The sequence below is a fragment of the Streptomyces kurssanovii genome (assembly GCF_040677245.1).
In the GTDB taxonomy this organism is placed as follows: Bacteria; Actinomycetota; Actinomycetes; order Streptomycetales; family Streptomycetaceae; genus Streptomyces; species Streptomyces kurssanovii.
Window position 1 is genome coordinate 327,849 of the sequence record NZ_JBFAQK010000001.1, and the last position, 18,494, is coordinate 346,342.

The window sequence follows — 18,494 nt, forward strand, 5'->3', positions numbered from 1 at the left end:
AGGACCTGTGTCCAAGGACTCTGGCCACAGCGAGGGTGCAGCCGCCACACTGGCGGCTGCACACCCACTCACCGATCCGTACCGAGGACTGAGGAGAACGACGTGGGGACCGTAACGCTCGGCGTTTCGATCGCGGTCCCGGAGCCCTACGGCAGCCTGCTCCAGGAGCGGCGCGCGGGCTTCGGTGATCCCGCCGCGCACGGCATTCCGACTCACGTCACCCTGCTGCCGCCCACCGAGGTCGACTCGTCGCTGCTTCCCGCGGTGGAGGCGCACCTCGCCTCCGTCGCCGCGGGCTGCCGGCCCTTCACGATGCGGCTGTCCGGAACCGGCACGTTCCGTCCGCTGTCGCCCGTGGTCTTCGTCCAGGTCGTCGAGGGCGGCTCCGCCTGCACCTGGCTGCAGAAGCGGATCCGGGACGCGTCCGGGCCGCTGGTACGCGAACTGCAGTTCCCCTACCACCCGCACGTCACGGTGGCGCACGGCATCTCCGAGGAGGCGATGGACCGGGCGTACGAGGAGCTGTCCGAGTACGGCGCCGAGTGGACCTGCGCCTCCTTCGCGCTCTACGAGCAGGGCGCCGACGCCGTGTGGCGCAAGCTCAGCACCTTCGCCTTCGGCGGCGGCATCTCCGGGGTGCCCTCGCAGGGCGCACCGGTCGACGACCACGTCACCACCCTCTGACCCGGCGCGCCGGGCGGCTCGGTCACCGCGCGTAGCGTTCGACGCGGGACCGGCGTGCCGCGTGCCTGCGAGGCGTCACGGCGGGTAGGCGTAGGCCATGGACTGGCTGATCAAGCTCCCTGTCGTCGGCCCGATCGTGCAGCGGCTGATGCGCACCCATGCCTGGCGGTCGTACGAGACGCTCGACCGGGTCCACTGGACGCGTCTGGCCGCCGCGATCACCTTCCTCAGTTTCCTGGCGCTCTTTCCGCTGATCACCGTCGCCGCGGCGATCGTCGCCGCCGCGCTCGACCAGCAGGCCCTGGACAAGCTCGACGACAAGATCGCCGAACAGGTGCCCGGCATCTCCGACCAGCTCGACATCCAGGCCCTGGTGGCCAACGCGGGCACCGTCGGGGTGGTCGCCGGCGCGCTGCTGCTGTTCATGGGTGTCGGCTGGGTCGGCTCGATGCGGGAGTGCCTGCGGGCCGTGTGGGAGCTCGACGACGAGGACGAGGGCAACCCGGTGGTCCGGAAGATCAAGGATGTGGGGGTGCTCGCCGGTCTCGGCGGCACCGGCCTCGCCTCGTTCGCGGCCTCCGCGCTCGGTTCCATGACCGTCGGCCGGACCGCCGAACTGCTCGGCCTCGACGAGGGCGGCGTCGGCGGGGTACTGCTGAAGATCGCCGCCGTCGCGGTCGGTGTGATCGCGAACTTCCTGATCCTGCTCTACGTGCTGACCCTGCTGCCCGGGGTCCAGCCGCCGCGCCGCCGTCTGCTCGTGGCCGCGCTGATCGGCGCGGTCGGCTTCGAACTGCTCAAGCTGCTGCTCGGCGGCTACATCAGCGGGGTCGCCTCGAGGAGCATGTACGGCGCGTTCGGCGTGCCGATCGCCCTGCTGCTGTGGATCAACTTCACCGCCAAGCTGCTGCTGTTCTGCGCCGCCTGGACGGCGACGCAGAGCAAGGAGGAGCCCGCCCGGTCCGCTACGGACGCGGCGCGCGACGCACCCGGTCCGGCAGCGGCCACCGGCGCTTGATCAGGAACATCGCGGCCCCCAGACCTGCCAGCACGGCACCGACGACGCTCAGCGCGACGCCGATTCCGCTCGAGCCGGCCTGCGAGGCGGCGACCGGGTCGGCGGCCTCGTCCTTGCCCCCGTCGTTCTTGACCTGCTCCGGGTCGGCGGACGACGCGGGCTCCGCGGACTTCGGCGGGACCAGGTCGCCCACCGGCTTCACCTTGCCGGCCGCCGCGAAGCCCCAGTCGAGGAGCCTGCCCGCCTCCTTGTAGACGGCCTGGCTCTCGCCCGAGTCCGGGTTCATGACGGTGACGAGCAGCACCTTGCCGTTGCGTTCCGCGACACCGGTGAAGGTCGAGCCGGCGTGTGTGGTGCTGCCGTTCTTCACGCCCGCGATGCCCTTGTACGGGCTGATGCCGCTCGCCCCGGTGAGCAGCCGGTTGGTGTTCTGGATCTTGAAGGTGCCGCGCTTCTTGCCCTTCTTCTGCTCGCCGGGGAAGTCGGCGCTCACCGTCGAGCAGTACTCGCGGAAGTCCTTCTTCTGCATACCGCTGCGGGCGATCAGCGTGAGGTCGTAGGCGGACGAGACCTGGCCGGGGGCGTCGTAGCCGTCGGGGGAGACGACCGTGGTGTCGAGGGCCTGGAGCTCCTCCGCGTGCGCCTGCATGTCCGCGACCGTGCGGTCGATGCCGCCGTTCATGGCCGACAGGACATGGACGGCGTCGTTGCCGGAACGCAGGAAGACGCCGAGCCACATGTCGTGGACCGAGTAGGTGTGGTTCTCCTTGATCCCGACGAGGCTGCTGCCGGCGCCGACGCCCGCGAGTTCCTCGGGGGCGACCTTGTGGACGGTGGTCTTCGGCAGCTTCGGCAGCAGCGTGTCCGCGAAGAGCATCTTCATGGTCGAGGCCGGGGGCAGCCGCCAGTGCGCGTTGTGCGAGGCGAGCACCTCCCCGCTCTCGGCGTCCGCGACGATCCACGACCGGCCGCTGACGTCCTTGGGGAGGACGGGCGCCCCGGGACCGAGCCGTACCTGCGTACCCGGCTTCGCCAGCAGGGACCCGCCGACCGAGGACATGACCGCCGGCGGCTTCGGCTTCTTCCGCTCGGGGTTGTTGTCCTGCGTGGCCGCGAAGGCCGGAGCAGCGGTCATCGCGGGCAGCAGCGCGGCGGCCAGGACCGTCAACACGGTCCTTCGCGCGGTGGTTTTCAGAGCAGACACGGACGAGAACGTACAGTGCCGATCTGAAAATATGGAGATCGGCCCGCTGTTCGTCCGGAACGGACCCCGGGACAGCCCACCCCGAACAACCCGGTCGGCGGACGGCCGCGATACTTGCTTCATGAAGCTCAGCCGCTCCGTCTCCTGGTTCCTGCTCGCGTTCGGGGTGTGGAGCTGGTTCATCTGGGTCACTTTCGTCAAAAACCTGTGGAAGGACGGCAGCGGGCTCGCCTTCGACGACGCGGGCGACCCCACCGGTTACTTCTGGGTCCATCTGCTGCTCGCCGTTACGTCCTTTGTTCTGGGGACGGTCATCGGGGTCATCGGGTTGCGCGGCGTGCGCGCTTCGCGCCGTGAGCGCGGTCAGGGAACGGGGAACTGATTGTGGCGGCCGTCGTCGTGCTCGTGATCATTCTGGTCGTCTCCCTGCTCGCCGGGGTGCACTGGTACGTGTGGCGGCGGCTGGTCCGCGACACGACCGCCCCGGGCGGACTCGCCCGCCGGCTGGGTACGGCGGCGATCTGGGTGCTGCCCGTGCTGTCCTTCGCCGCCCTCACCTCGGGACGCGTCGGTGCGCCCTTCTGGCTGGAGCGGGTCCTGGCCTGGCCGGGCTACCTCTGGCTGGCGGTACTGCTCTACCTGGTCCTGGCGCTGCTGGCCGGCGAGGCCGTACGCCCCGTACTGCGCAGGGTGCTGGACCGCCGTGACCGCGCCGCCGCGGGCGGTCCGGACAGGGACGCCGAGCCCTCGACGCCTTCCGGTTCCTCGGCCACAGGCACAGCCGCGGCGCGGGCGTCCGGGGCGGCGGGGGACCGGCGGCGTCCGGCCGGTGCGGGTGCCGCCCTGGGAGGGACGGCGGAGGACGCCGGTGCCGATCACGGCCGGGCTGCCGCGGTCGCCGTCGACAGCGCCCCCGCGGCGCAGCCGTCCGGCACGGACGCAACCACCGGCACCGACACGGACACCGACACGGAGGCGGACACCGGCACCGGCGGCCCTGCGGCCCCCGGCGGGGACACGGGAGCCACCGCCGGTGCCGGCGGCGTCTCTCGGCGGCTGTTCGTGTCCCGAGTGGTCGGTGGCGCGGCCGCCACCGCCGCGCTCGGCACCGTCGGGTACGGCACGTACGGCGTGCTCCGGGGCCCGCGCGTCAAGCGTGTGACCGTTCCGCTGGCGAAGCTCCCCCGGGCCGCCCACGGCTTCCGTATCGCCGTCGTCAGCGACATCCACCTCGGGCCGATCCTGGGCCGGGCCCACACGCAGCGCATCGTCGACTCCATCAACGCCACCCAGCCCGACCTCGTCGCCGTCGTCGGCGATCTCGTCGACGGGTCGGTCGCCGACCTCGGGTCGGCGGCCGAGCCGCTCGCCCGGCTCCGCTCCCGCCACGGCTCGTTCTTCGTGACCGGCAACCACGAGTACTTCTCCGGCGCGGACGAGTGGGTCGACCACGTCCGGGAGCTCGGCCTGCGGCCCCTGCGCAACGAACGTGTCGAGATCGCCGGCGGCTTCGACCTGGCCGGCGTCGACGACGTGGCCGGCGAGGACGAGGGCCAGGGGCCCGACTTCGCGAAGGCACTCGGCGACCGGGACCGCGCCCGCGCCGCCGTGCTCCTCGCCCACCAGCCCGTCGTCATCCACGACGCCGTCGAACAGGGCGTGGACCTCCAGCTGTCCGGGCACACGCACGGCGGCCAGCTGTGGCCCGGCAACCACCTTGCGGAACTGGCCAACCCCACCGTGGCCGGCCTGGAACGCTACGGCGACACCCAGTTGTACGTGACCCGGGGCGCGGGCGCCTGGGGCCCGCCGGTGCGGGTGGGGGCGTCCTCGGACATCACCGTCGTGGAGCTGGCGTCGCGTCAGGCATAGGCGCTTCCGCGGGGATCAGTCCTTCTTGCGCGCCGCCACGGTCTCCGCCATGCCGGGGAGGAAGTCCGTGAACAGCTCGTGCACTTCGCGGACGAGCGGGCGAAGCACCCGGAAACGGGCCAGGGCCACACCACGGGCGGTCAGCCGGGCACCACGCTCGGCCAGCCGCCTGCTGCGCTCGCTTCCCTCCGAACGGTCGAAGACCCAGTACAGGACCAGCCCCATCTGGGAGAGCCACATCAGCTCGGGGAGGATGTCCCGCAGCTCCTCCGCCACCTTCGACTTCGAGCCGGCGAGTACCTCCCGGTGGACGTCGATGGCGGCCTCGCGGGCGTGCTCGGACTCGGGGGAGAAGGGGCTGAGCGGGCTCTCCGGGTCGGCCGCGTTCTTGAAGAACTGGGCCGCGAACTCGTGGTACGGCGCGGCGATGTCCAGCCACGCGGTCAGCACTCCCGCCATCCGCGACTCGAGGTCCGTCTCCTTGTCCAGCACGGGCCGGACCGCCGCCTGGTGCTCCGCGGCGATCCGGTCGTAGAAGCCCTGGACGAGGTGTTCCTTGGAGCCGAAGTAGTAGTACGCGTTCCCTACCGAGACTCCGGCCTCCTTGGCGATGGCCCGCATCGTCGTCTTGTCGTAGCCGCGCTCCTGGAAGAGCCGGAGCGCGGTCTCGAGGATGAGCGTCCGGGTCTGCTCGCTCTTGGGGGCCCTCGTGTCGGCCGGGTCGTTCGCTTCAGTCACGGTGTCCGAGCCTAGTCGGGTGCGGAGCACCGGTCGTCGCAGGGAGCGGCGCCCGTCCCCGCCCCGGTCATCTCGCGGTACTTGGCCGCCGCGAGCATCGTGACGCGCACGAACGGGGCGCCGGCCGGGGTGGCGAGCCAGTGGGCCTTGGGCCGGTGCTCGGCCAGTGCCCACAGGCACACGATCCAGGCCGCCTGGCCCGAGTAGACCTGGCCGCGGTCGCCGATGACGGTGATCTCGCGCATCGTGCGGGCGTGGTCGAGCTGGGGATAGTCGCGGTGCGCCGCGGCCGATCCGGCGGGCACGAACCGGAGCGGCACGAGCTGGGGCTGCCGCAGCAGCCAGCTCCGCAGATGCACGCAGAGGGAGCAGTCGGCGTCGTAGAGGACGGTCAGTGCCCGGACCGCGAGGCTCACGGGTGTCACGCTCCGGCCCGGCCGGGGGCCGGCGGGGTCCACGGACCCGCGGGCGCCTGCTGGGTCCACCCCTGGGGGCCGACCGGCGGGGTCTGCCGGTCCTCCATCACTCCGCGACGGCGGATCTTGTTGAGGACGTAGACGTTGCCGAGGTGCATGACGCCGAGGACGAGCAGGACGACACCGATCTTGACCGACAGGGCCTCCAGGAGGCCGCGGGTCTCCTCGATCGCGTCGGCCGTCTTGAGGTAGAGCGCGACGAAGCCGAGGTTCACCAGGTAGAAGCCGACGACCAGAAGGTGGTTGACGGCCTCCGCCAGCTTCTCGTTCCCCTTCAGTACGTCGGCGAGGAATATCCGGCCGTTCTTGCTGAGGGTGCGTGCGACCCAGACGGTGAGCCCGACGCTGATCAGCAGGTAGGCGACGTACGTGACAACAGTGAGGTCCATGCCCCACCCTCCCTTGAACATGTTCAAAAGCTGGCGGTCCTGACTGTAGACCTACTTTTGAACATGTTCAAGCGTTCGGGAAAAGGTGGGCGGCCGGCGGCAGGGGTTCCCTTAGGGTCAGCACCATGACGATCTCTTTCGACCGGACCGGCCAAGGCCCCACCGTCGTACTCCTGCACTCGGGCGTGTGCGACCGGCGGATGTGGGACCTCCAGTGGCAGTCGCTCGCGGACGCCGGATACGAGGTGGTGCGCTGCGACTTCCGGGGCTTCGGCGAAACGCCCGCGGGAACGGGCCCCTACAGCGATGCCGACGACGTACTCGAACTCCTCGACACCCTCGGCATAGGCCGGGCCGCCCTGATCGGGTCGTCCTACGGCGGCAAGGTCGCCCTGGAGCTGGCCGCTCGCAGGCCGGAGCTGGCCGCCGCACTGGTACTGCTCTGCGCCGGGCAGCCGGGCCGGCCACCGGGCCCGCGGCTCAGGGCATTCGGCCGGCAGGAGGACGCCCTGATCGAGGCCGATGACCTCGAGGGGGCCGTCGAACTGAACGTCTCCACCTGGCTCGGGCCCGAGGCCGACGACGAGACACGCGAAGCCGTGCGGCGGATGCAGCGGCACGCGTTCGAGGTGCAACTGGCCGCTGAGAAGGAGTTTGCCGACGCGGAGCCCGCAGAAGGCGGCGCCGACGGCGAGGAGGCCGGCGACGCCGGAGCGGCCGGGGACGGCCCCGCCCAGTCGCCCGAGCCCGACCTCTCCCGTATCGACGCGCCCTGCCTCGCCGTCTCCGGCGCGCGCGACGTGGAGGACTTCCGCCAGATCGCGGCCGGTCTGCCCGCACTGATCCCCGGCGCCCGCCACGTCGAACTGCCCTGGGCCCAGCACCTGCCCAGCCTGGAACGGCCTGCGGAGGTCACCCCCCTCATCACCGGGTTCCTCGCCGAACACGCCACCCGGTAGATCCGCGGCCCGCGGGCCCGCCGCGCCCACATCGGGCCCGCGGCGGATCCGCGTCCGTCCAGGATCCCGTCGATCCGCCGACGGCTCACCCGGCAGGTCATCGGCCCGTCCGAGGGTGGCTTCGAAGAGGCTTCGGCCCGCCACGGGTGAGCCGGGAGGCGCTATGGTCGCGAACCATGGACGCCGTGGACCGTGAACTCATCGCCCTCCTCCAGGAGGACGCCACCTCCGCCTACGCGGCCCTCGGCAAGGCGGTCGGCCTGTCCGCCGGCGCCGCGCACGAACGCGTACGGAAACTGCGGGAGCGCGGCGTCATCCGCCGCACCACGGTCGAGGTGGACCCCGCGGCTCTGGGACGCGGAGTGCTGGCGTTCGTGATGGTCGAGTCCTCGGCCTGGATGGGCGAGTCCGCGGAGGCGTTCGCCGCGATCCCCGAGATCCAGGAGGCCCATGTCATCGCGGGCAGCGCCTCCGTGCTGGTGAAGGTACGCACCACCACCACCGAACAACTCCAGGACGTGCTGCGCCGGCTGTACGCGATCGAAGGCGTCAGCGGCACCCAGGCGACGGTCTCGCTGGAGACGTTCTTCGAACGTCCCGTCTCCCCGCTGGACACGCCCCTCGGAACCTGACTGTCAGTGGGGCGTCCTACTGTTCGATCATGGCAATGGTGACCTTCGTCGACGAGACGACATCGGGTGACCGGCGGGACGCCCTGGGGCTGCCCGTCGCGGAAGAGCGCCTGGCCCTGCGCGAGTTGATCCGCCGCCGGGTCCTCCAGGAGACGGCCGAGGGCGCCCAGGAGGCGTACGAGCGCGCCCTCGCGGCCTTCGGGAGCAACGGCTTCCTGGTCCTCGTGGGGGACCGTCAGCTCACCGACCTCGACGAGCGCGTGGACCTCACCGCATCCACCGAGGTCACCTTCCTCCGGCTCGTCCCGCTGGTGGGTGGCTGATGGCGACGACGACGCAGGAGCATGACGCGGTACGCCGCGTCGAGACCCGCATCGCGGACGGCGACATGTCCGCACTGGCCCGTGACCTGGTGCGGATCGGCACCCTCGCGGGCAACCGCTGGGACGGCGAGCGGGCACGGATCCCGCAGCTGATTGGCGATCTGGCCACCGACCGGCGCAAGCGTCTCGCCGACGCACTGGTCCGCCGCTACCAGGACGGCACGGACACCGAGGACGTGCGAGGCGTGGTGATGACCCTCGCGGGCATCGCCGGCCGCGGCCTGCCGGAGGGACAGCTCAGCGTCGAACGGCTCCGGCGCATCGACGAACTCCGCACCGCCTACTCCCTGCACACCTACGCCGAGCTGGTCTCCCTGGCCCGGGGCGAACTCGACGCCGGACGCAGCCTGCCCGGCCCGTTCATCGCCCTGCTACGGCGCACGATGACGGACACCTACGCCCACTCGCCCGAACTGGCCGTGCTGCTCAAGGGCATCGAGGACCCGCTGCTCAATCCAGGAGAGGCATGGGCGGACAAGGCCCTCGCGGACGCCGAGCGTCTCGGGGACGCCGGAAGACGGCTGCTGAAGCACCTGCGGACCGCGACCTCCGCCCGGCCCACCGCGAAGTGGCAGCAGGCCGCGGCCGCCCTGATCGACGAGATCGGACCCGGCGAGCTCCAGCGGGCGGTGCTGGGCTGGCTCGAGCTGACCGGGGCTCCCCGCACACTCACGCTGTACACGCGCCCCGGATGGCCCGACCACAACGCCCTGTTCGACCCGTGCAACACCGACGCCCTGCGCGGCGCCGCCTGGCTCGCCGCGCAGTTGCCGGCCTCGCCGGACATCACCCGTGCACTCGGCGCCCTGGTGGAGACGGCCCTGCGCAAGGTTCCCGGCATCGGCCCGCGGGCCCCGAAGATCGCGGGCGCGGGCGTCACCGCCCTGTCGGCGGCCACGGGCGAGGCGGCACTCGCGGAGCTCGCCAGGCTGTCCGTCAAGGTCACCTACAAGGGCACGCTCAAGCAGCTCGGCACGGCGCTCGACGCCCGGCCGGAGGCGATGGGCCTGCGGCGCGAGGACATCGAGGAACTGGCCGTCCCCGCCTACGGCCTGACGGACGTCGGCCGCGGTGAGCAGCCGCTCGGCGACACCACGGCCGTGCTCGTCGTCCACGGCGGCAAGGCGGCGCTCACCTGGCGCATGGCCGCGGGCAAGGAACTCAAGTCGCCACCGGCCGCCGTACGGCGCGGCTTCCCCGGCGAGGTGAAGCGGTTGCGCGCCGCGGCCAAGGACATCGACAAGATGCTCACGGCCTGCTCTGAGCGGCTGGACCGGCAGTTCCTGGCCCGCAGGAGCTGGACGTACCAGGCGTGGCGCGAGCGGCTGCTGGACCATCCGCTCGCCGGCACGGTCGCCCGCCGTCTCGTCTGGCTGGTCGGCGGCACACCGGCGGCCTTCGACGGCACGGACCTGCGCACCGTCGACGGCGATCCGGTGTGTGCAGCGTCCACCGCGCCCGTGGAGCTGTGGCACCCCGTCGGCAGGCCCACCGCGGAAGTCGCCGCCTGGCGCGAGTGGCTGGAGACGAAGCAGGTCACGCAGCCTTTCAAGCAGGCCCACCGCGAGGTCTATCCGCTCACCGACGCCGAGCGGGCCACCGGGACGTACTCGAACCGCTTCGCGGGCCATGTGCTGCGCCAGCACCAGTTCAACGCCCTGGCGGCGGTGCGCGGATGGACCGCCCGGCTCCGGCTGTGCGTCGACGACAGTTACCCGCCCGCCTGTCGCGAGCTGCCCGAGTGGGGCCTGCGCGCCGAGTACTGGGTCGAAGGCATCGGCGGCCGGGAGGACGGCGATCTCACGGGCGCCGGCGCGTACACCCGGATCTCCACCGACCAGGTGCGCTTCCACCGGCTCGGCGCCCCGGTCAACCGGGCGCACGCCGGAGGCGGCGAATACCGCTCCGACCGCCGCGGCTCCCACAGGGGTGAGGTGGACGAACCGGTCCCGCTGACGGAGATACCGGACCTCGTCCTCTCCGAAGTCCTGCGGGACGTCGACCTGTTCGTGGGCGTGGCGTCCATCGGCAACGACCCCTCCTGGCAGGACGGCGGTCCGGGCGGCCGCCACCGCGACTACTGGACGTCGTACGGCTTCGGGGAGCTCTCGGAGACGGCCGCCACACGCAGGGACCTGCTGGCCCGCCTCGTGCCCCGGCTGGCGATCGCCGACCGCTGCACGGTCGACGGCCGCTTCCTCCGCGTCCGGGGCGACCGCCACGAGTACCGCGTCCACCTCGGCTCCGGGAACGTCCTCATCGACCCGCACGAGCGCTATCTGTGCATCGTCCCCCAGGCGGGCGCCGCCACGGCGGAGCCGGGGTGTCTGCCGTTCGAGGGCGACCGGATGATCTCCGTGATCCTCAGCAAGGCGATGCTCCTGGCCCGGGACACGGAGATCACCGACCCCACGATCCTGAGCCAGCTGTGACGACGCCCGCCCCGTCCGTCTGCCCGCTGTCGCCGTGGGAGGCCCCCGAGCGGATCGCCGCCGTCGCCCGCCTCGCCGCCTCGGCCGGACCGGCCGCCCTCGCGCGGGATCTGCTCTTCGCCTCCCAGGACGCGGGTCACGGCGTGGCCGCCTGCCTGCGCGCCATGCCCGAGGAGCGCCGCCGCGCTGTCGCCGCACTCCTGACGGAGTGCGCCGAGTCCCCTGTCCCGCCGCCCGGTCTGCGTCGGCGAGCCCTGGTGCTGCTGGCCGTGGTCTCGCGGGGATTCGCGCCCGACGAGTGGTACGAGCGATGGACGGCCCTGCTGGAGGGCTGGGCACAGGAGTGGTACTGGGCCGGGACCAGCGACGAACTCCCCGCCGTGGCCGAAGCGGTGCTGGATGCCGGGCGGCCGCTGTCGGACGAGGTGGTCGGGCTGCTGCGCCGATCCGCGTACATGGCCAACGAGTGGGCGGCCGTGCTGCTCGAGCGGACACCCCTCCCGCTGCTCGACCCGGGTGAGCCGTGGGCCGACCGTATCCGTGCCGAACTGCCCGCCCTCGGCGCCCCCTGGCCCGCTCTGGTCGCCCATCTGCTTGCGGCGCCCGCCGCTCCCACCAAACGCTGGGACCGGGAGGCGGCGGACATCCTCCGCGGCATCGATCCCGACACCGTCCGGCGCACCGTCACCCCATGGGCGGAGCTGGCCGCCCAAGGCGGCGGAGCCGAGGACGGCGGATACGACCCGTGCGACGTGACCGCGATACGGGGCATCGCCAGGCTGCTGGCGCTGCTGCCGCCCCACCCCGACTCCGTCCTCGCCCTCGCCGCCCTCGTCGAACGGCCACCGGTCAAGGCGGTCGTGGCGGGGGCCGCGGTCCGGGCGCTCGCGCACCTGGAGGGCGGCGCGGGGCGCGCGGAGCTGACCCGGCTCGCGGACCGTGTCGGTCACCGGGGGACACTGCGTCAGATCCGGCGGGCCCTCGCGTCGTGACGGCCGGGACTACATGGTGCTCAGCGAGCGCGCGTAGTTGATCTGCCCCATCACCATCTGGAACGTCTCCGGGCCCTGGGCCGGAATCATCGTCGAGTGGTGCTTGCCGCCGCTGGTCACCGTGACCTGGATGAAGCCCGTGGTGGTCTTCTCCTTCATCAGCAGGAACAGCAGCCCCAGCAGACAGAAGATGAAGAAGACGATCGCGAGCACGATGGCGTGCGTCGGGATCTTCTCCTCGGTGCGCGACATGTCCGTCGCGTTCCACACCGAGCCCTTGAGCGGCATCGTGCCGGCGGGGGTGACGATCGAGTCACCCATCACCGTGATGTCCCCGATCGACACCAGCGGCGCGCCGCCCGTCGGAGCGGGAGGGCCGGTGTACGGCACAGGGACACCCGCGGGCTGCGTCTGCGAGTAGCCCGGCGCCGGGTCCTGCGGATAGCCGTACCCCGGTGCGGCGTTGGGGTAGCCGTAGGCCGGCGTGCTGCCGGGCGGCTGGCTGGGCCCCCACTGGTACTCGGGCTCCCCGTCCCTGTACGGATTCGGCGTGCTCATGTTCTCGTCCCCGCTTCCCGTCCCACTGCGTCAGGTCAGACGTCCCCTGATCCTGCCAGGTGCGGACCCCGGGGGTGAAGTCCGCGCCGGTACCCGTACGGACACAACAGGGCCCGCCTCCCCCGAGGGAAGCGGGCCCGGTCGTGCTGAGGATGTGTCAGAAGCGGCGCGTGATCAGGGCGCGCTTCACTTCCTGGATCGCCTTGGTGACCTCGATACCGCGCGGGCAGGCGTCCGTGCAGTTGAACGTGGTGCGGCAACGCCACACGCCGTCCTTGTCGTTGAGGATCTCCAGACGCTGCTCGCCGGCCTCGTCACGCGAGTCGAAGATGAAGCGGTGGGCGTTGACGATCGCCGCCGGGCCGAAGTACTGGCCGTCGTTCCAGAACACCGGGCACGAGGACGTGCAGGCGGCGCACAGGATGCACTTGGTGGTGTCGTCGAAACGCTCGCGGTCCTCCGCGGACTGCAGACGCTCACGCGTGGGCTCGTTGCCCTTCGTGATCAGGAACGGCATCACGTCGCGGTACGCCTGGAAGAACGGCTCCATGTCCACGACCAGGTCCTTGAGGACCGTCAGGCCCTTTATGGCCTCGACCGTGATGGGCTTCTCCGGGTTGATGTCCTTGATCAGCGTCTTGCAGGCGAGCCTGTTCTTGCCGTTGATCCGCATCGCGTCGGAGCCGCAGATGCCGTGCGCGCACGAGCGGCGGAAGGTCAGCGAGCCGTCGACGTCCCACTTGATCTTGTGGAGGGCGTCGAGGACGCGCTCCTTGGGGTCGATCTCGATCTGGAAGTCCTCCCAGACCGCGTGCTCCGACACCTCGGGGTTGAAGCGGCGGATCCGGAAGGTGGCGGTGATGTACGGGGAGTCGGCGAAGCCGGCTTCCCGCTTCTCCAGGGTCGGGGCAGTCATCAGTACTTACGCTCCATCGGCTGGTAGCGGGTCTGGACGACCGGCTTGTAGTCGAGACGGATCGACTGGGTGCCGTCGTCGCCCACCTCGCGGTACGCCATGGTGTGGCGCATGAAGTTGACGTCGTCGCGGTTCGGGAAGTCCTCGCGGTAGTGACCGCCGCGGGACTCCTTGCGGGCCAGCGCGGAGACGGCCATGACCTCGGCCAGGTCGAGCAGGTTGCCCAGCTCGATGGCCTCCAGCAGGTCCGTGTTGAACCGCTTGCCCTTGTCCTGGATGGACACGTTGAGGTAGCGCTCGCGCAGCTCGGCGATCTTCTCGACCGCGGTCTTGATCGTCTGCTCGGTGCGGAACACCATCACGTTGGCGTCCATCGTCTCCTGGAGCTCCTTGCGGAGCACCGAGACCCGCTCGGAGCCGGTGGAGTTGCGGAGCCGCTCGACCTGCTCGGCGACGAACGACGCGGGGTTCTCCGGAAGGTCGACGTAGTCGGACTTCGCGGAGTACTCGGCGGCGGCGATGCCGGCGCGCTTGCCGAAGACGTTGATGTCCAGCAGCGAGTTGGTGCCCAGGCGGTTGGCACCGTGCACCGACACGCAGGCGACCTCACCGGCGGCGTACAGACCGGGGACGACGGTGGTGTTGTCGCGCAGGACCTCACCCTCGACGTTGGTCGGGATGCCGCCCATGGCGTAGTGCGCGGTCGGCTGGATCGGGATCGGGTCCGTGTAGGGCTCGATGCCGAGGTAGGTGCGCGCGAACTCGGTGATGTCCGGGAGCTTGGCGTCCAGCTGCTCCGGCGGCAGGTGCGTGAGGTCCAGGTAGACGTGGTCGCCCTCGGGACCGCAGCCGCGGCCCTCGCGGATCTCCGTGTAGATGGAGCGGGAGACGACGTCACGGGAGGCGAGGTCCTTCATGACCGGCGCGTACTTCTCCATGAAGCGCTCGCCGTCCTTGTTGCGGAGGATGCCGCCCTCACCACGGGCGCCCTCCGTCAGCAGGATGCCCATGCGCCAGATGCCCGTCGGGTGGAACTGGAAGAACTCCATGTCCTCCAGCGGCAGGCCGCGCCGGTAGCAGGCGGCCTGGCCGTCACCGGTCAGGGTGTGCGCGTTGGAGGTCACCTTGAAGAACTTGCCGGTGCCGCCGGACGCGTAGATCACGGCCTTCGCCTGGAAGACGTGGATCTCGCCGGTGGCCAGCTCGTAGGCGACCACACCGGCGGACGTCTTGACGCCGTCGACCTCGGTGATCAGCTGGTCCAGGACGTAGAACTCGTTGAAGAACTCCACGCCCTCCTTGACGCAGTTCTGGTACAGCGTCTGGAGGATCATGTGGCCGGTGCGGTCCGCGGCGTAGCAGGACCGGCGGACCGGGGCCTCGCCGTGGTTGCGGGAGTGGCCGCCGAAGCGGCGCTGGTCGATGGTGCCGTCCGGGGTCCGGTTGAACGGCAGGCCCATCTTCTCCAGGTCGAGGACGGCGTCGATGGCCTCCTTCGCCAGGATCTCCGCGGCGTCCTGGTCGACCAGGTAGTCACCGCCCTTGACCGTGTCGAAGGTGTGCCACTCCCAGTTGTCCTCTTCCACGTTGGCCAGCGCGGCGGCCATGCCGCCCTGCGCGGCGCCCGTGTGGGAGCGGGTGGGGTAGAGCTTCGTCAGCACGGCGGTGCGGCTGCGCTTCGTCGACTCGATGGCGGCGCGCATGCCGGCGCCGCCGGCTCCGACGATGACGGTGTCGTACTTGTGGATCTTCATGGGTGGATTACCTCAGCCCCGTGCCTAGCGGATGTTCGGGTCGAAGGTGAAGATCACCAGCGTGCCCAGAAGGATGGTGAACACCGTGGCGGTGTACAGCAGGCCCTTGAGCCACAGGCGCGTGTTCGGACGCTCCGCGTAGTCGTTGATGACGGTGCGGAGGCCGTTGGCGCCGTGCAGCATGGCAAGCCACAGCATCAGCAGGTCCCAGGTCTGCCAGAACGGGGACGCCCAGCGGCCGGCCACGAAGGCGAAGCCGATCTTGGAGACGCCGCCGTCGAGCACCAGCTGGATCAGCAGGTGGCCGATGACCAGGACGACGAGGACCACACCGGACAGGCGCATGAACAGCCATGCGGCCATCTCGAAGTTGCCGCGGGTCGAGCGCGGGGTCTTCTTGGTGCGCTTGCGGGGGGCCTCGATGAGCGGGGCCGGGTTGTCCACGTCGTAGAGGTGCGCTCCCTCGACGGGACCGACGGCGGAAGTGGTGTCAGCGGACATTTCTGGCCTCAGCTCCCGAAGACTTCGCGGACGGCGTGGCCGAGCACGGGGTAAAGGGCGCCCACCATCAGCACGAACCAGATGGCCATGACGGACCAGAGCATCTGCTTCTGGTAGCGCGGGCCCTTGGACCAGAAGTCCACGGCGATGACACGCAGGCCGTTGAGCGCGTGGAAGAGAATCGCGGCGACCAGGCCGTATTCGAGAAGCGCGACGATCGGCGTCTTGTAGGTGGCGACGACCTCGTCGTACGCCTCGGGGGAGACGCGGACGAGAGCGGTGTCCAGCACGTGTACGAACAGGAAGAAGAAGATGAGGACGCCGGTGACTCGATGAGCCACCCAGGACCACATTCCTTCCCGGCCGCGGTACAGCGTTCCAGCCGGCACGGAAGAACCCTCCGGGAGCGGGGATTGGGGCCATGCCGGCTTGTGGGTGTCGGTCTGGCCCGGCCGGGTACGGTCCACCGGCCCCGGCCATCGTAGCGACGTGTTGTCGGTTCGTTCGCCCGGGGGCCACCGGTGTGATCAAACAGGCAATCAATCAGCCTCGTACGGACTAAGCCACGGACTCCTCGGAGGCTCCCGCTACGTCGCTTTCCGGATGGTTGGCCACTACATGCGCCAGCCGGGACCTGGCCAGCGCGCGCAGTTCCTCCGCGGAGATGGCGCGCTCCTCGTCCGGTTCGTGGGACAGTCTGCTCCGGATACCGGCCAGTACCTGGTCGAGGTACTCGTCGGTCCGGTATCCGTCGAGGCAGATGACGAACGCATGTCCGAATCGGCTCTCGTAGGCGGCGTGCGCGGCGGCCAGCGCGGTGTGGGCGGCCTGCGGGGCGCTCGGCGGCAGTCCGGTGGACGACTCGCCGGCCAGGGCCTCGTGCACATCGGCGGGCGTGAGGTCGTATCCGGCCTCGTCGCAGGCGGCGAGGAGGGACTCGAGGTCGGGGTAGGGGCGGTGCGCGACCACGCGCCAGGCCCATCGGCGGCTGCCGCAGCAGGCGAGGACGATCGCTTCCGCCTCGTCGGCCGGGGCGCTGTTGAAGTGCTCGAGCCCCGGCTCCGCGCGACGCTGGGACGGTATGGCAGAAGGGGCGCCCGCGCCCCGGGTGTGGTGGAGTGTCGGCGGTCGCTTCGGGAGGCCGGCGTGAGAATCGCTGGACAGCGGGGGCTCCTCGAACGGGACAGCGGGGCGGCAGGGAAGGGAGAGAAGGGTGTGTCGTAACGCTATCGATGTGGACGCGAAGGCGTCCGACGAATGCGCGAATTTCACCCGGACGGGAGAGTTTGGCCATAAGTAATGGACGCAGGAGGGGGTGCTTCTACGGGGTTTCGCCACTTATGGGAGGTATCAGAACGATGTGGCTCTCTCGCAGGACCCGGTTCGCCGGTGTGTCGGCAGCCTCGGCAGCCGTCTTGTCGATGACGCTCGCCGGCTGTTCCGACGACGGTGCCGGTGAATCCGGCAGCGCACCGCCCGTCCGGGCGGGAACGACCTCCGGGGCCGCCGCCCCCAGCCCGACGCCCAGCCCCACCCGCAGCTACGCGCTCTCCGAAGCACCGGCCACGATCCCCTCGGTACGGAGTCACCAGGCCGCCCGCGGCCCCGGCTGGAGCAGGACCGCCGACAGCGGGGTCGTCGTCGCGAAGGGCAGCGAGGAGCTCTCCGACGAGGGCCGGCTGCTCGCCCAGGAGCTGAAGCTCGCCTACCGCGGCACCGTCGCCGCCGGCCCGGGCGATGTGGAACTGGCGCTCGCCGGGAACGGCGCCGCCGAGTCGTACACGCTGACCACCAGCGGCGGGAAGGTCCGGATAACCGGGCCGGACGAGGCCGGGGTCTTCTACGGCACCCGGACCCTGAAGCAGTCGGTGCGCTCCGGCGGCTCCATGCCCGAGGGTGTCGTACGTGACCGGCCCGACCGCCCCCAGCGCGGACTGAATCTCGACATCGCACGCAAGCACTTCACCGCCGGGTGGATCGAGGACCGGCTGCGTGAGATGGCCGACCTCAAGCTCAACCAGCTCGGGTTGCACTTCTCGGACGACCAGGCCTTCCGTATCGAGTCCGACTCGCACCCCGAGGTGGTCTCCGAGCAGCACCTCACCAAGGACGAGGTCCGCCGGATCGTGACGCTGGCCGAGCGCCTCCACATCACCGTCGTCGGCGAGATCGACTCCCCGGGACACCTGGGCGCCGTGATGCGGGCGCATCCCCAGCTCCAGCTGCGCAACACGCAGGGTGTGCCCCGGCAGGGCGCCATCGACATCTCCAAGCCCGAATCGGCCCGCATCGTCGACGACCTGCTGCGTGAGTACACGGCGCTCTTCCCCGGCGCGTGGTTCCACGTCGGTGCCGACGAGTACCAGGCCCTCACGGTGAGCAACCCGCAGGCCTCCTACCCGCAGCTCGCGCAGGCCGCCCGCCAGAAGTACGGCGACGGGGCCACGATCCAGGACCTCGCGGAGGGCTGGCTGAACGACCGCGCCGCGGTGGTGCGCGAGGCGAAGAAGATCCCCAAGGCGTGGAACGACGGCTTCTTCAGCGGCGGCGTGGTCACCGCCGACAAGGGCATCGAGGTCGAGTACTGGACGGGCAAGGAGATCGGGGCCCGCCCGCCGCAGGAGTATCTGGCGGAGGGCCGCCGTGTGGTGAACCTCAACGACGAGTTCCTCTACTACGTGCTCGGCGAGCCCAACCAGTTCACCTACCCGACGGGCCGCCGCATCTACGAGCAGTGGACGCCGCTGGTGCTGCGCGGCACGGAGCCCGTACCGGAGAAGTACTCGGACCAGATCCTGGGCGGCCGCTTCGCGGTCTGGTGCGACCTGGCCAACTCCCAGACCCAGGCGCAGGTCGCGGCCGGCATCCGTCGTCCGCTCCAGGCGACGGCCCAGAAGCTGTGGGACCCGCGGCAGCCGTCGCGGAGCTGGCAGTCCTTCGAGTCGCTGGCGCAGAAGCTGGGCTGACCAGCGCGGACTGCTGGACG

The 18,494-nt window shown here is 70.8% G+C and carries 20 protein-coding genes; 10 read left to right on the forward strand and 10 right to left on the reverse strand.

Going from position 1 to position 18,494, the window contains the following annotated elements:
* Nucleotides 1–102: 102 nt before the first annotated feature.
* Nucleotides 103–684 carry a 2'-5' RNA ligase family protein gene (locus tag AB0K36_RS01560; RefSeq protein ID WP_364586750.1) on the forward strand — a complete coding sequence of 194 codons (582 nt, stop codon included), beginning with the start codon at nucleotides 103–105 and terminating at the stop codon, nucleotides 682–684.
* Between the two features lie 97 nt (nucleotides 685–781).
* Nucleotides 782–1,702 (forward strand): YihY/virulence factor BrkB family protein, encoded by a 921-nt coding sequence (locus AB0K36_RS01565; RefSeq protein ID WP_364586753.1) that lies wholly within the window; start codon nucleotides 782–784, stop codon nucleotides 1,700–1,702.
* Here AB0K36_RS01565 and AB0K36_RS01570 read toward each other — a convergent pair.
* Nucleotides 1,650–2,837, reverse strand: coding sequence for a D-alanyl-D-alanine carboxypeptidase family protein (locus tag AB0K36_RS01570; RefSeq protein WP_364586982.1), 1,188 nt, complete (start codon nucleotides 2,835–2,837; stop codon nucleotides 1,650–1,652). The genes AB0K36_RS01565 and AB0K36_RS01570 overlap by 53 nt on opposite strands.
* Nucleotides 2,838–3,027: 190 nt before the next feature.
* On the opposite strand from AB0K36_RS01570, the gene AB0K36_RS01575 reads away from it, so the two are divergent.
* Complete coding sequence (locus tag AB0K36_RS01575) at nucleotides 3,028–3,288, forward strand: SCO4848 family membrane protein (protein ID WP_189466675.1); 261 nt, start codon at nucleotides 3,028–3,030, stop codon at nucleotides 3,286–3,288.
* A gap of 2 nt (nucleotides 3,289–3,290) precedes the next feature.
* A complete protein-coding gene (locus tag AB0K36_RS01580; RefSeq protein ID WP_364586756.1) occupies nucleotides 3,291–4,778 on the forward strand; it encodes a metallophosphoesterase in 1,488 nt (495 codons plus the stop codon).
* 15 nt (nucleotides 4,779–4,793) lie between these two features.
* Here the strand turns inward: AB0K36_RS01580 and AB0K36_RS01585 are convergent, their stop codons facing one another.
* The 3 genes from AB0K36_RS01585 to AB0K36_RS01595 are packed head-to-tail and all read right to left on the reverse strand — an operon-like array spanning nucleotide 4,794 to nucleotide 6,381.
* The gene (locus AB0K36_RS01585; RefSeq protein WP_364586759.1) at nucleotides 4,794–5,516 is read right to left on the reverse strand and encodes a TetR/AcrR family transcriptional regulator; all 723 of its coding nucleotides are present in this window, start codon (nucleotides 5,514–5,516) and stop codon (nucleotides 4,794–4,796) included.
* A gap of 11 nt (nucleotides 5,517–5,527) precedes the next feature.
* The gene (locus AB0K36_RS01590) at nucleotides 5,528–5,941 is read right to left on the reverse strand and encodes a thiol-disulfide oxidoreductase DCC family protein (RefSeq protein ID WP_364586762.1); all 414 of its coding nucleotides are present in this window, start codon (nucleotides 5,939–5,941) and stop codon (nucleotides 5,528–5,530) included.
* Nucleotides 5,938–6,381 carry a hypothetical protein gene (locus tag AB0K36_RS01595; RefSeq protein ID WP_189466667.1) on the reverse strand — a complete coding sequence of 148 codons (444 nt, stop codon included), beginning with the start codon at nucleotides 6,379–6,381 and terminating at the stop codon, nucleotides 5,938–5,940. Before AB0K36_RS01595 ends, AB0K36_RS01590 begins: the two co-directional genes overlap by 4 nt.
* Before the next feature lie 125 nt (nucleotides 6,382–6,506).
* Between AB0K36_RS01595 and AB0K36_RS01600 the strand changes: the two genes are divergently transcribed.
* From AB0K36_RS01600 to AB0K36_RS01620, 5 genes are all read left to right on the forward strand, one after another.
* Nucleotides 6,507–7,340, forward strand: a complete 834-nt coding sequence (locus tag AB0K36_RS01600; protein ID WP_364586765.1) for an alpha/beta fold hydrolase — start codon at nucleotides 6,507–6,509, stop codon at nucleotides 7,338–7,340.
* A gap of 176 nt (nucleotides 7,341–7,516) precedes the next feature.
* Nucleotides 7,517–7,972: an Lrp/AsnC family transcriptional regulator gene (locus tag AB0K36_RS01605; RefSeq protein ID WP_364586768.1), complete on the forward strand. Its 456-nt coding sequence runs from the start codon at nucleotides 7,517–7,519 to the stop codon at nucleotides 7,970–7,972.
* 29 nt (nucleotides 7,973–8,001) lie between these two features.
* Complete coding sequence (locus AB0K36_RS01610; protein WP_364586771.1) at nucleotides 8,002–8,295, forward strand: hypothetical protein; 294 nt, start codon at nucleotides 8,002–8,004, stop codon at nucleotides 8,293–8,295.
* Nucleotides 8,295–10,787 (forward strand): DUF4132 domain-containing protein, encoded by a 2,493-nt coding sequence (locus AB0K36_RS01615; RefSeq protein ID WP_364586774.1) that lies wholly within the window; start codon nucleotides 8,295–8,297, stop codon nucleotides 10,785–10,787. Before AB0K36_RS01610 ends, AB0K36_RS01615 begins: the two co-directional genes overlap by 1 nt.
* Nucleotides 10,784–11,779, forward strand: a complete 996-nt coding sequence (locus AB0K36_RS01620; RefSeq protein WP_364586777.1) for a hypothetical protein — start codon at nucleotides 10,784–10,786, stop codon at nucleotides 11,777–11,779. The genes AB0K36_RS01615 and AB0K36_RS01620 overlap by 4 nt, the downstream gene beginning before the upstream one ends.
* 9 nt (nucleotides 11,780–11,788) lie before the next feature.
* On the opposite strand, the gene AB0K36_RS01625 is transcribed toward AB0K36_RS01620, so the two are convergent.
* From AB0K36_RS01625 to AB0K36_RS01650, 6 genes are all read right to left on the reverse strand, one after another.
* Nucleotides 11,789–12,337: a hypothetical protein gene (locus tag AB0K36_RS01625; RefSeq protein ID WP_189466655.1), complete on the reverse strand. Its 549-nt coding sequence runs from the start codon at nucleotides 12,335–12,337 to the stop codon at nucleotides 11,789–11,791.
* Nucleotides 12,338–12,494: 157 nt separating this feature from the next.
* The gene (locus AB0K36_RS01630) at nucleotides 12,495–13,253 is read right to left on the reverse strand and encodes a succinate dehydrogenase iron-sulfur subunit (RefSeq protein WP_189466653.1); all 759 of its coding nucleotides are present in this window, start codon (nucleotides 13,251–13,253) and stop codon (nucleotides 12,495–12,497) included.
* Nucleotides 13,253–15,007, reverse strand: a complete 1,755-nt coding sequence (sdhA, locus tag AB0K36_RS01635) for a succinate dehydrogenase flavoprotein subunit (RefSeq protein WP_189466651.1) — start codon at nucleotides 15,005–15,007, stop codon at nucleotides 13,253–13,255. Before sdhA ends, AB0K36_RS01630 begins: the two co-directional genes overlap by 1 nt.
* Nucleotides 15,008–15,031: 24 nt before the next feature.
* Nucleotides 15,032–15,508, reverse strand: a complete 477-nt coding sequence (locus AB0K36_RS01640) for a succinate dehydrogenase hydrophobic membrane anchor subunit (RefSeq protein ID WP_005313119.1) — start codon at nucleotides 15,506–15,508, stop codon at nucleotides 15,032–15,034.
* Between the two features lie 8 nt (nucleotides 15,509–15,516).
* Entirely contained in the window at nucleotides 15,517–15,897 is a 381-nt protein-coding gene (sdhC, locus tag AB0K36_RS01645; RefSeq protein ID WP_005313117.1) for a succinate dehydrogenase, cytochrome b556 subunit, read from the reverse strand.
* A 169-nt stretch (nucleotides 15,898–16,066) separates the two neighbouring features.
* On the reverse strand, nucleotides 16,067–16,672 hold the full coding sequence (locus AB0K36_RS01650) for a 2-oxo-4-hydroxy-4-carboxy-5-ureidoimidazoline decarboxylase (protein WP_435877753.1): 606 nt from the start codon (nucleotides 16,670–16,672) through the stop codon (nucleotides 16,067–16,069).
* Nucleotides 16,673–16,866: 194 nt separating this feature from the next.
* Here AB0K36_RS01650 and AB0K36_RS01655 point away from each other — a divergent pair, with 194 nt between their 5' ends.
* Nucleotides 16,867–18,474 carry a beta-N-acetylhexosaminidase gene (locus tag AB0K36_RS01655; RefSeq protein WP_364586782.1) on the forward strand — a complete coding sequence of 536 codons (1,608 nt, stop codon included), beginning with the start codon at nucleotides 16,867–16,869 and terminating at the stop codon, nucleotides 18,472–18,474.
* Nucleotides 18,475–18,494: the final 20 nt, after the last annotated feature.

Coding starts and splice junctions, on each gene's coding strand:
- AB0K36_RS01565 (WP_364586753.1), top strand. CDS start 782: ATGGACTGGCTGATCAAGCTCCCTGTCGTCGGCCCGATCGTGCAGCGG.
- AB0K36_RS01570 (WP_364586982.1), bottom strand. CDS start 2,837: ATGACCGCTGCTCCGGCCTTCGCGGCCACGCAGGACAACAACCCCGAG.
- AB0K36_RS01575 (WP_189466675.1), top strand. CDS start 3,028: ATGAAGCTCAGCCGCTCCGTCTCCTGGTTCCTGCTCGCGTTCGGGGTG.
- AB0K36_RS01595 (WP_189466667.1), bottom strand. CDS start 6,381: ATGGACCTCACTGTTGTCACGTACGTCGCCTACCTGCTGATCAGCGTC.
- AB0K36_RS01600 (WP_364586765.1), top strand. CDS start 6,507: ATGACGATCTCTTTCGACCGGACCGGCCAAGGCCCCACCGTCGTACTC.
- AB0K36_RS01605 (WP_364586768.1), top strand. CDS start 7,517: ATGGACGCCGTGGACCGTGAACTCATCGCCCTCCTCCAGGAGGACGCC.
- AB0K36_RS01610 (WP_364586771.1), top strand. CDS start 8,002: ATGGCAATGGTGACCTTCGTCGACGAGACGACATCGGGTGACCGGCGG.
- AB0K36_RS01615 (WP_364586774.1), top strand. CDS start 8,295: ATGGCGACGACGACGCAGGAGCATGACGCGGTACGCCGCGTCGAGACC.
- AB0K36_RS01625 (WP_189466655.1), bottom strand. CDS start 12,337: ATGAGCACGCCGAATCCGTACAGGGACGGGGAGCCCGAGTACCAGTGG.
- AB0K36_RS01630 (WP_189466653.1), bottom strand. CDS start 13,253: ATGACTGCCCCGACCCTGGAGAAGCGGGAAGCCGGCTTCGCCGACTCC.
- sdhA (WP_189466651.1), bottom strand. CDS start 15,007: ATGAAGATCCACAAGTACGACACCGTCATCGTCGGAGCCGGCGGCGCC.
- AB0K36_RS01640 (WP_005313119.1), bottom strand. CDS start 15,508: ATGTCCGCTGACACCACTTCCGCCGTCGGTCCCGTCGAGGGAGCGCAC.
- AB0K36_RS01655 (WP_364586782.1), top strand. CDS start 16,867: ATGTGGCTCTCTCGCAGGACCCGGTTCGCCGGTGTGTCGGCAGCCTCG.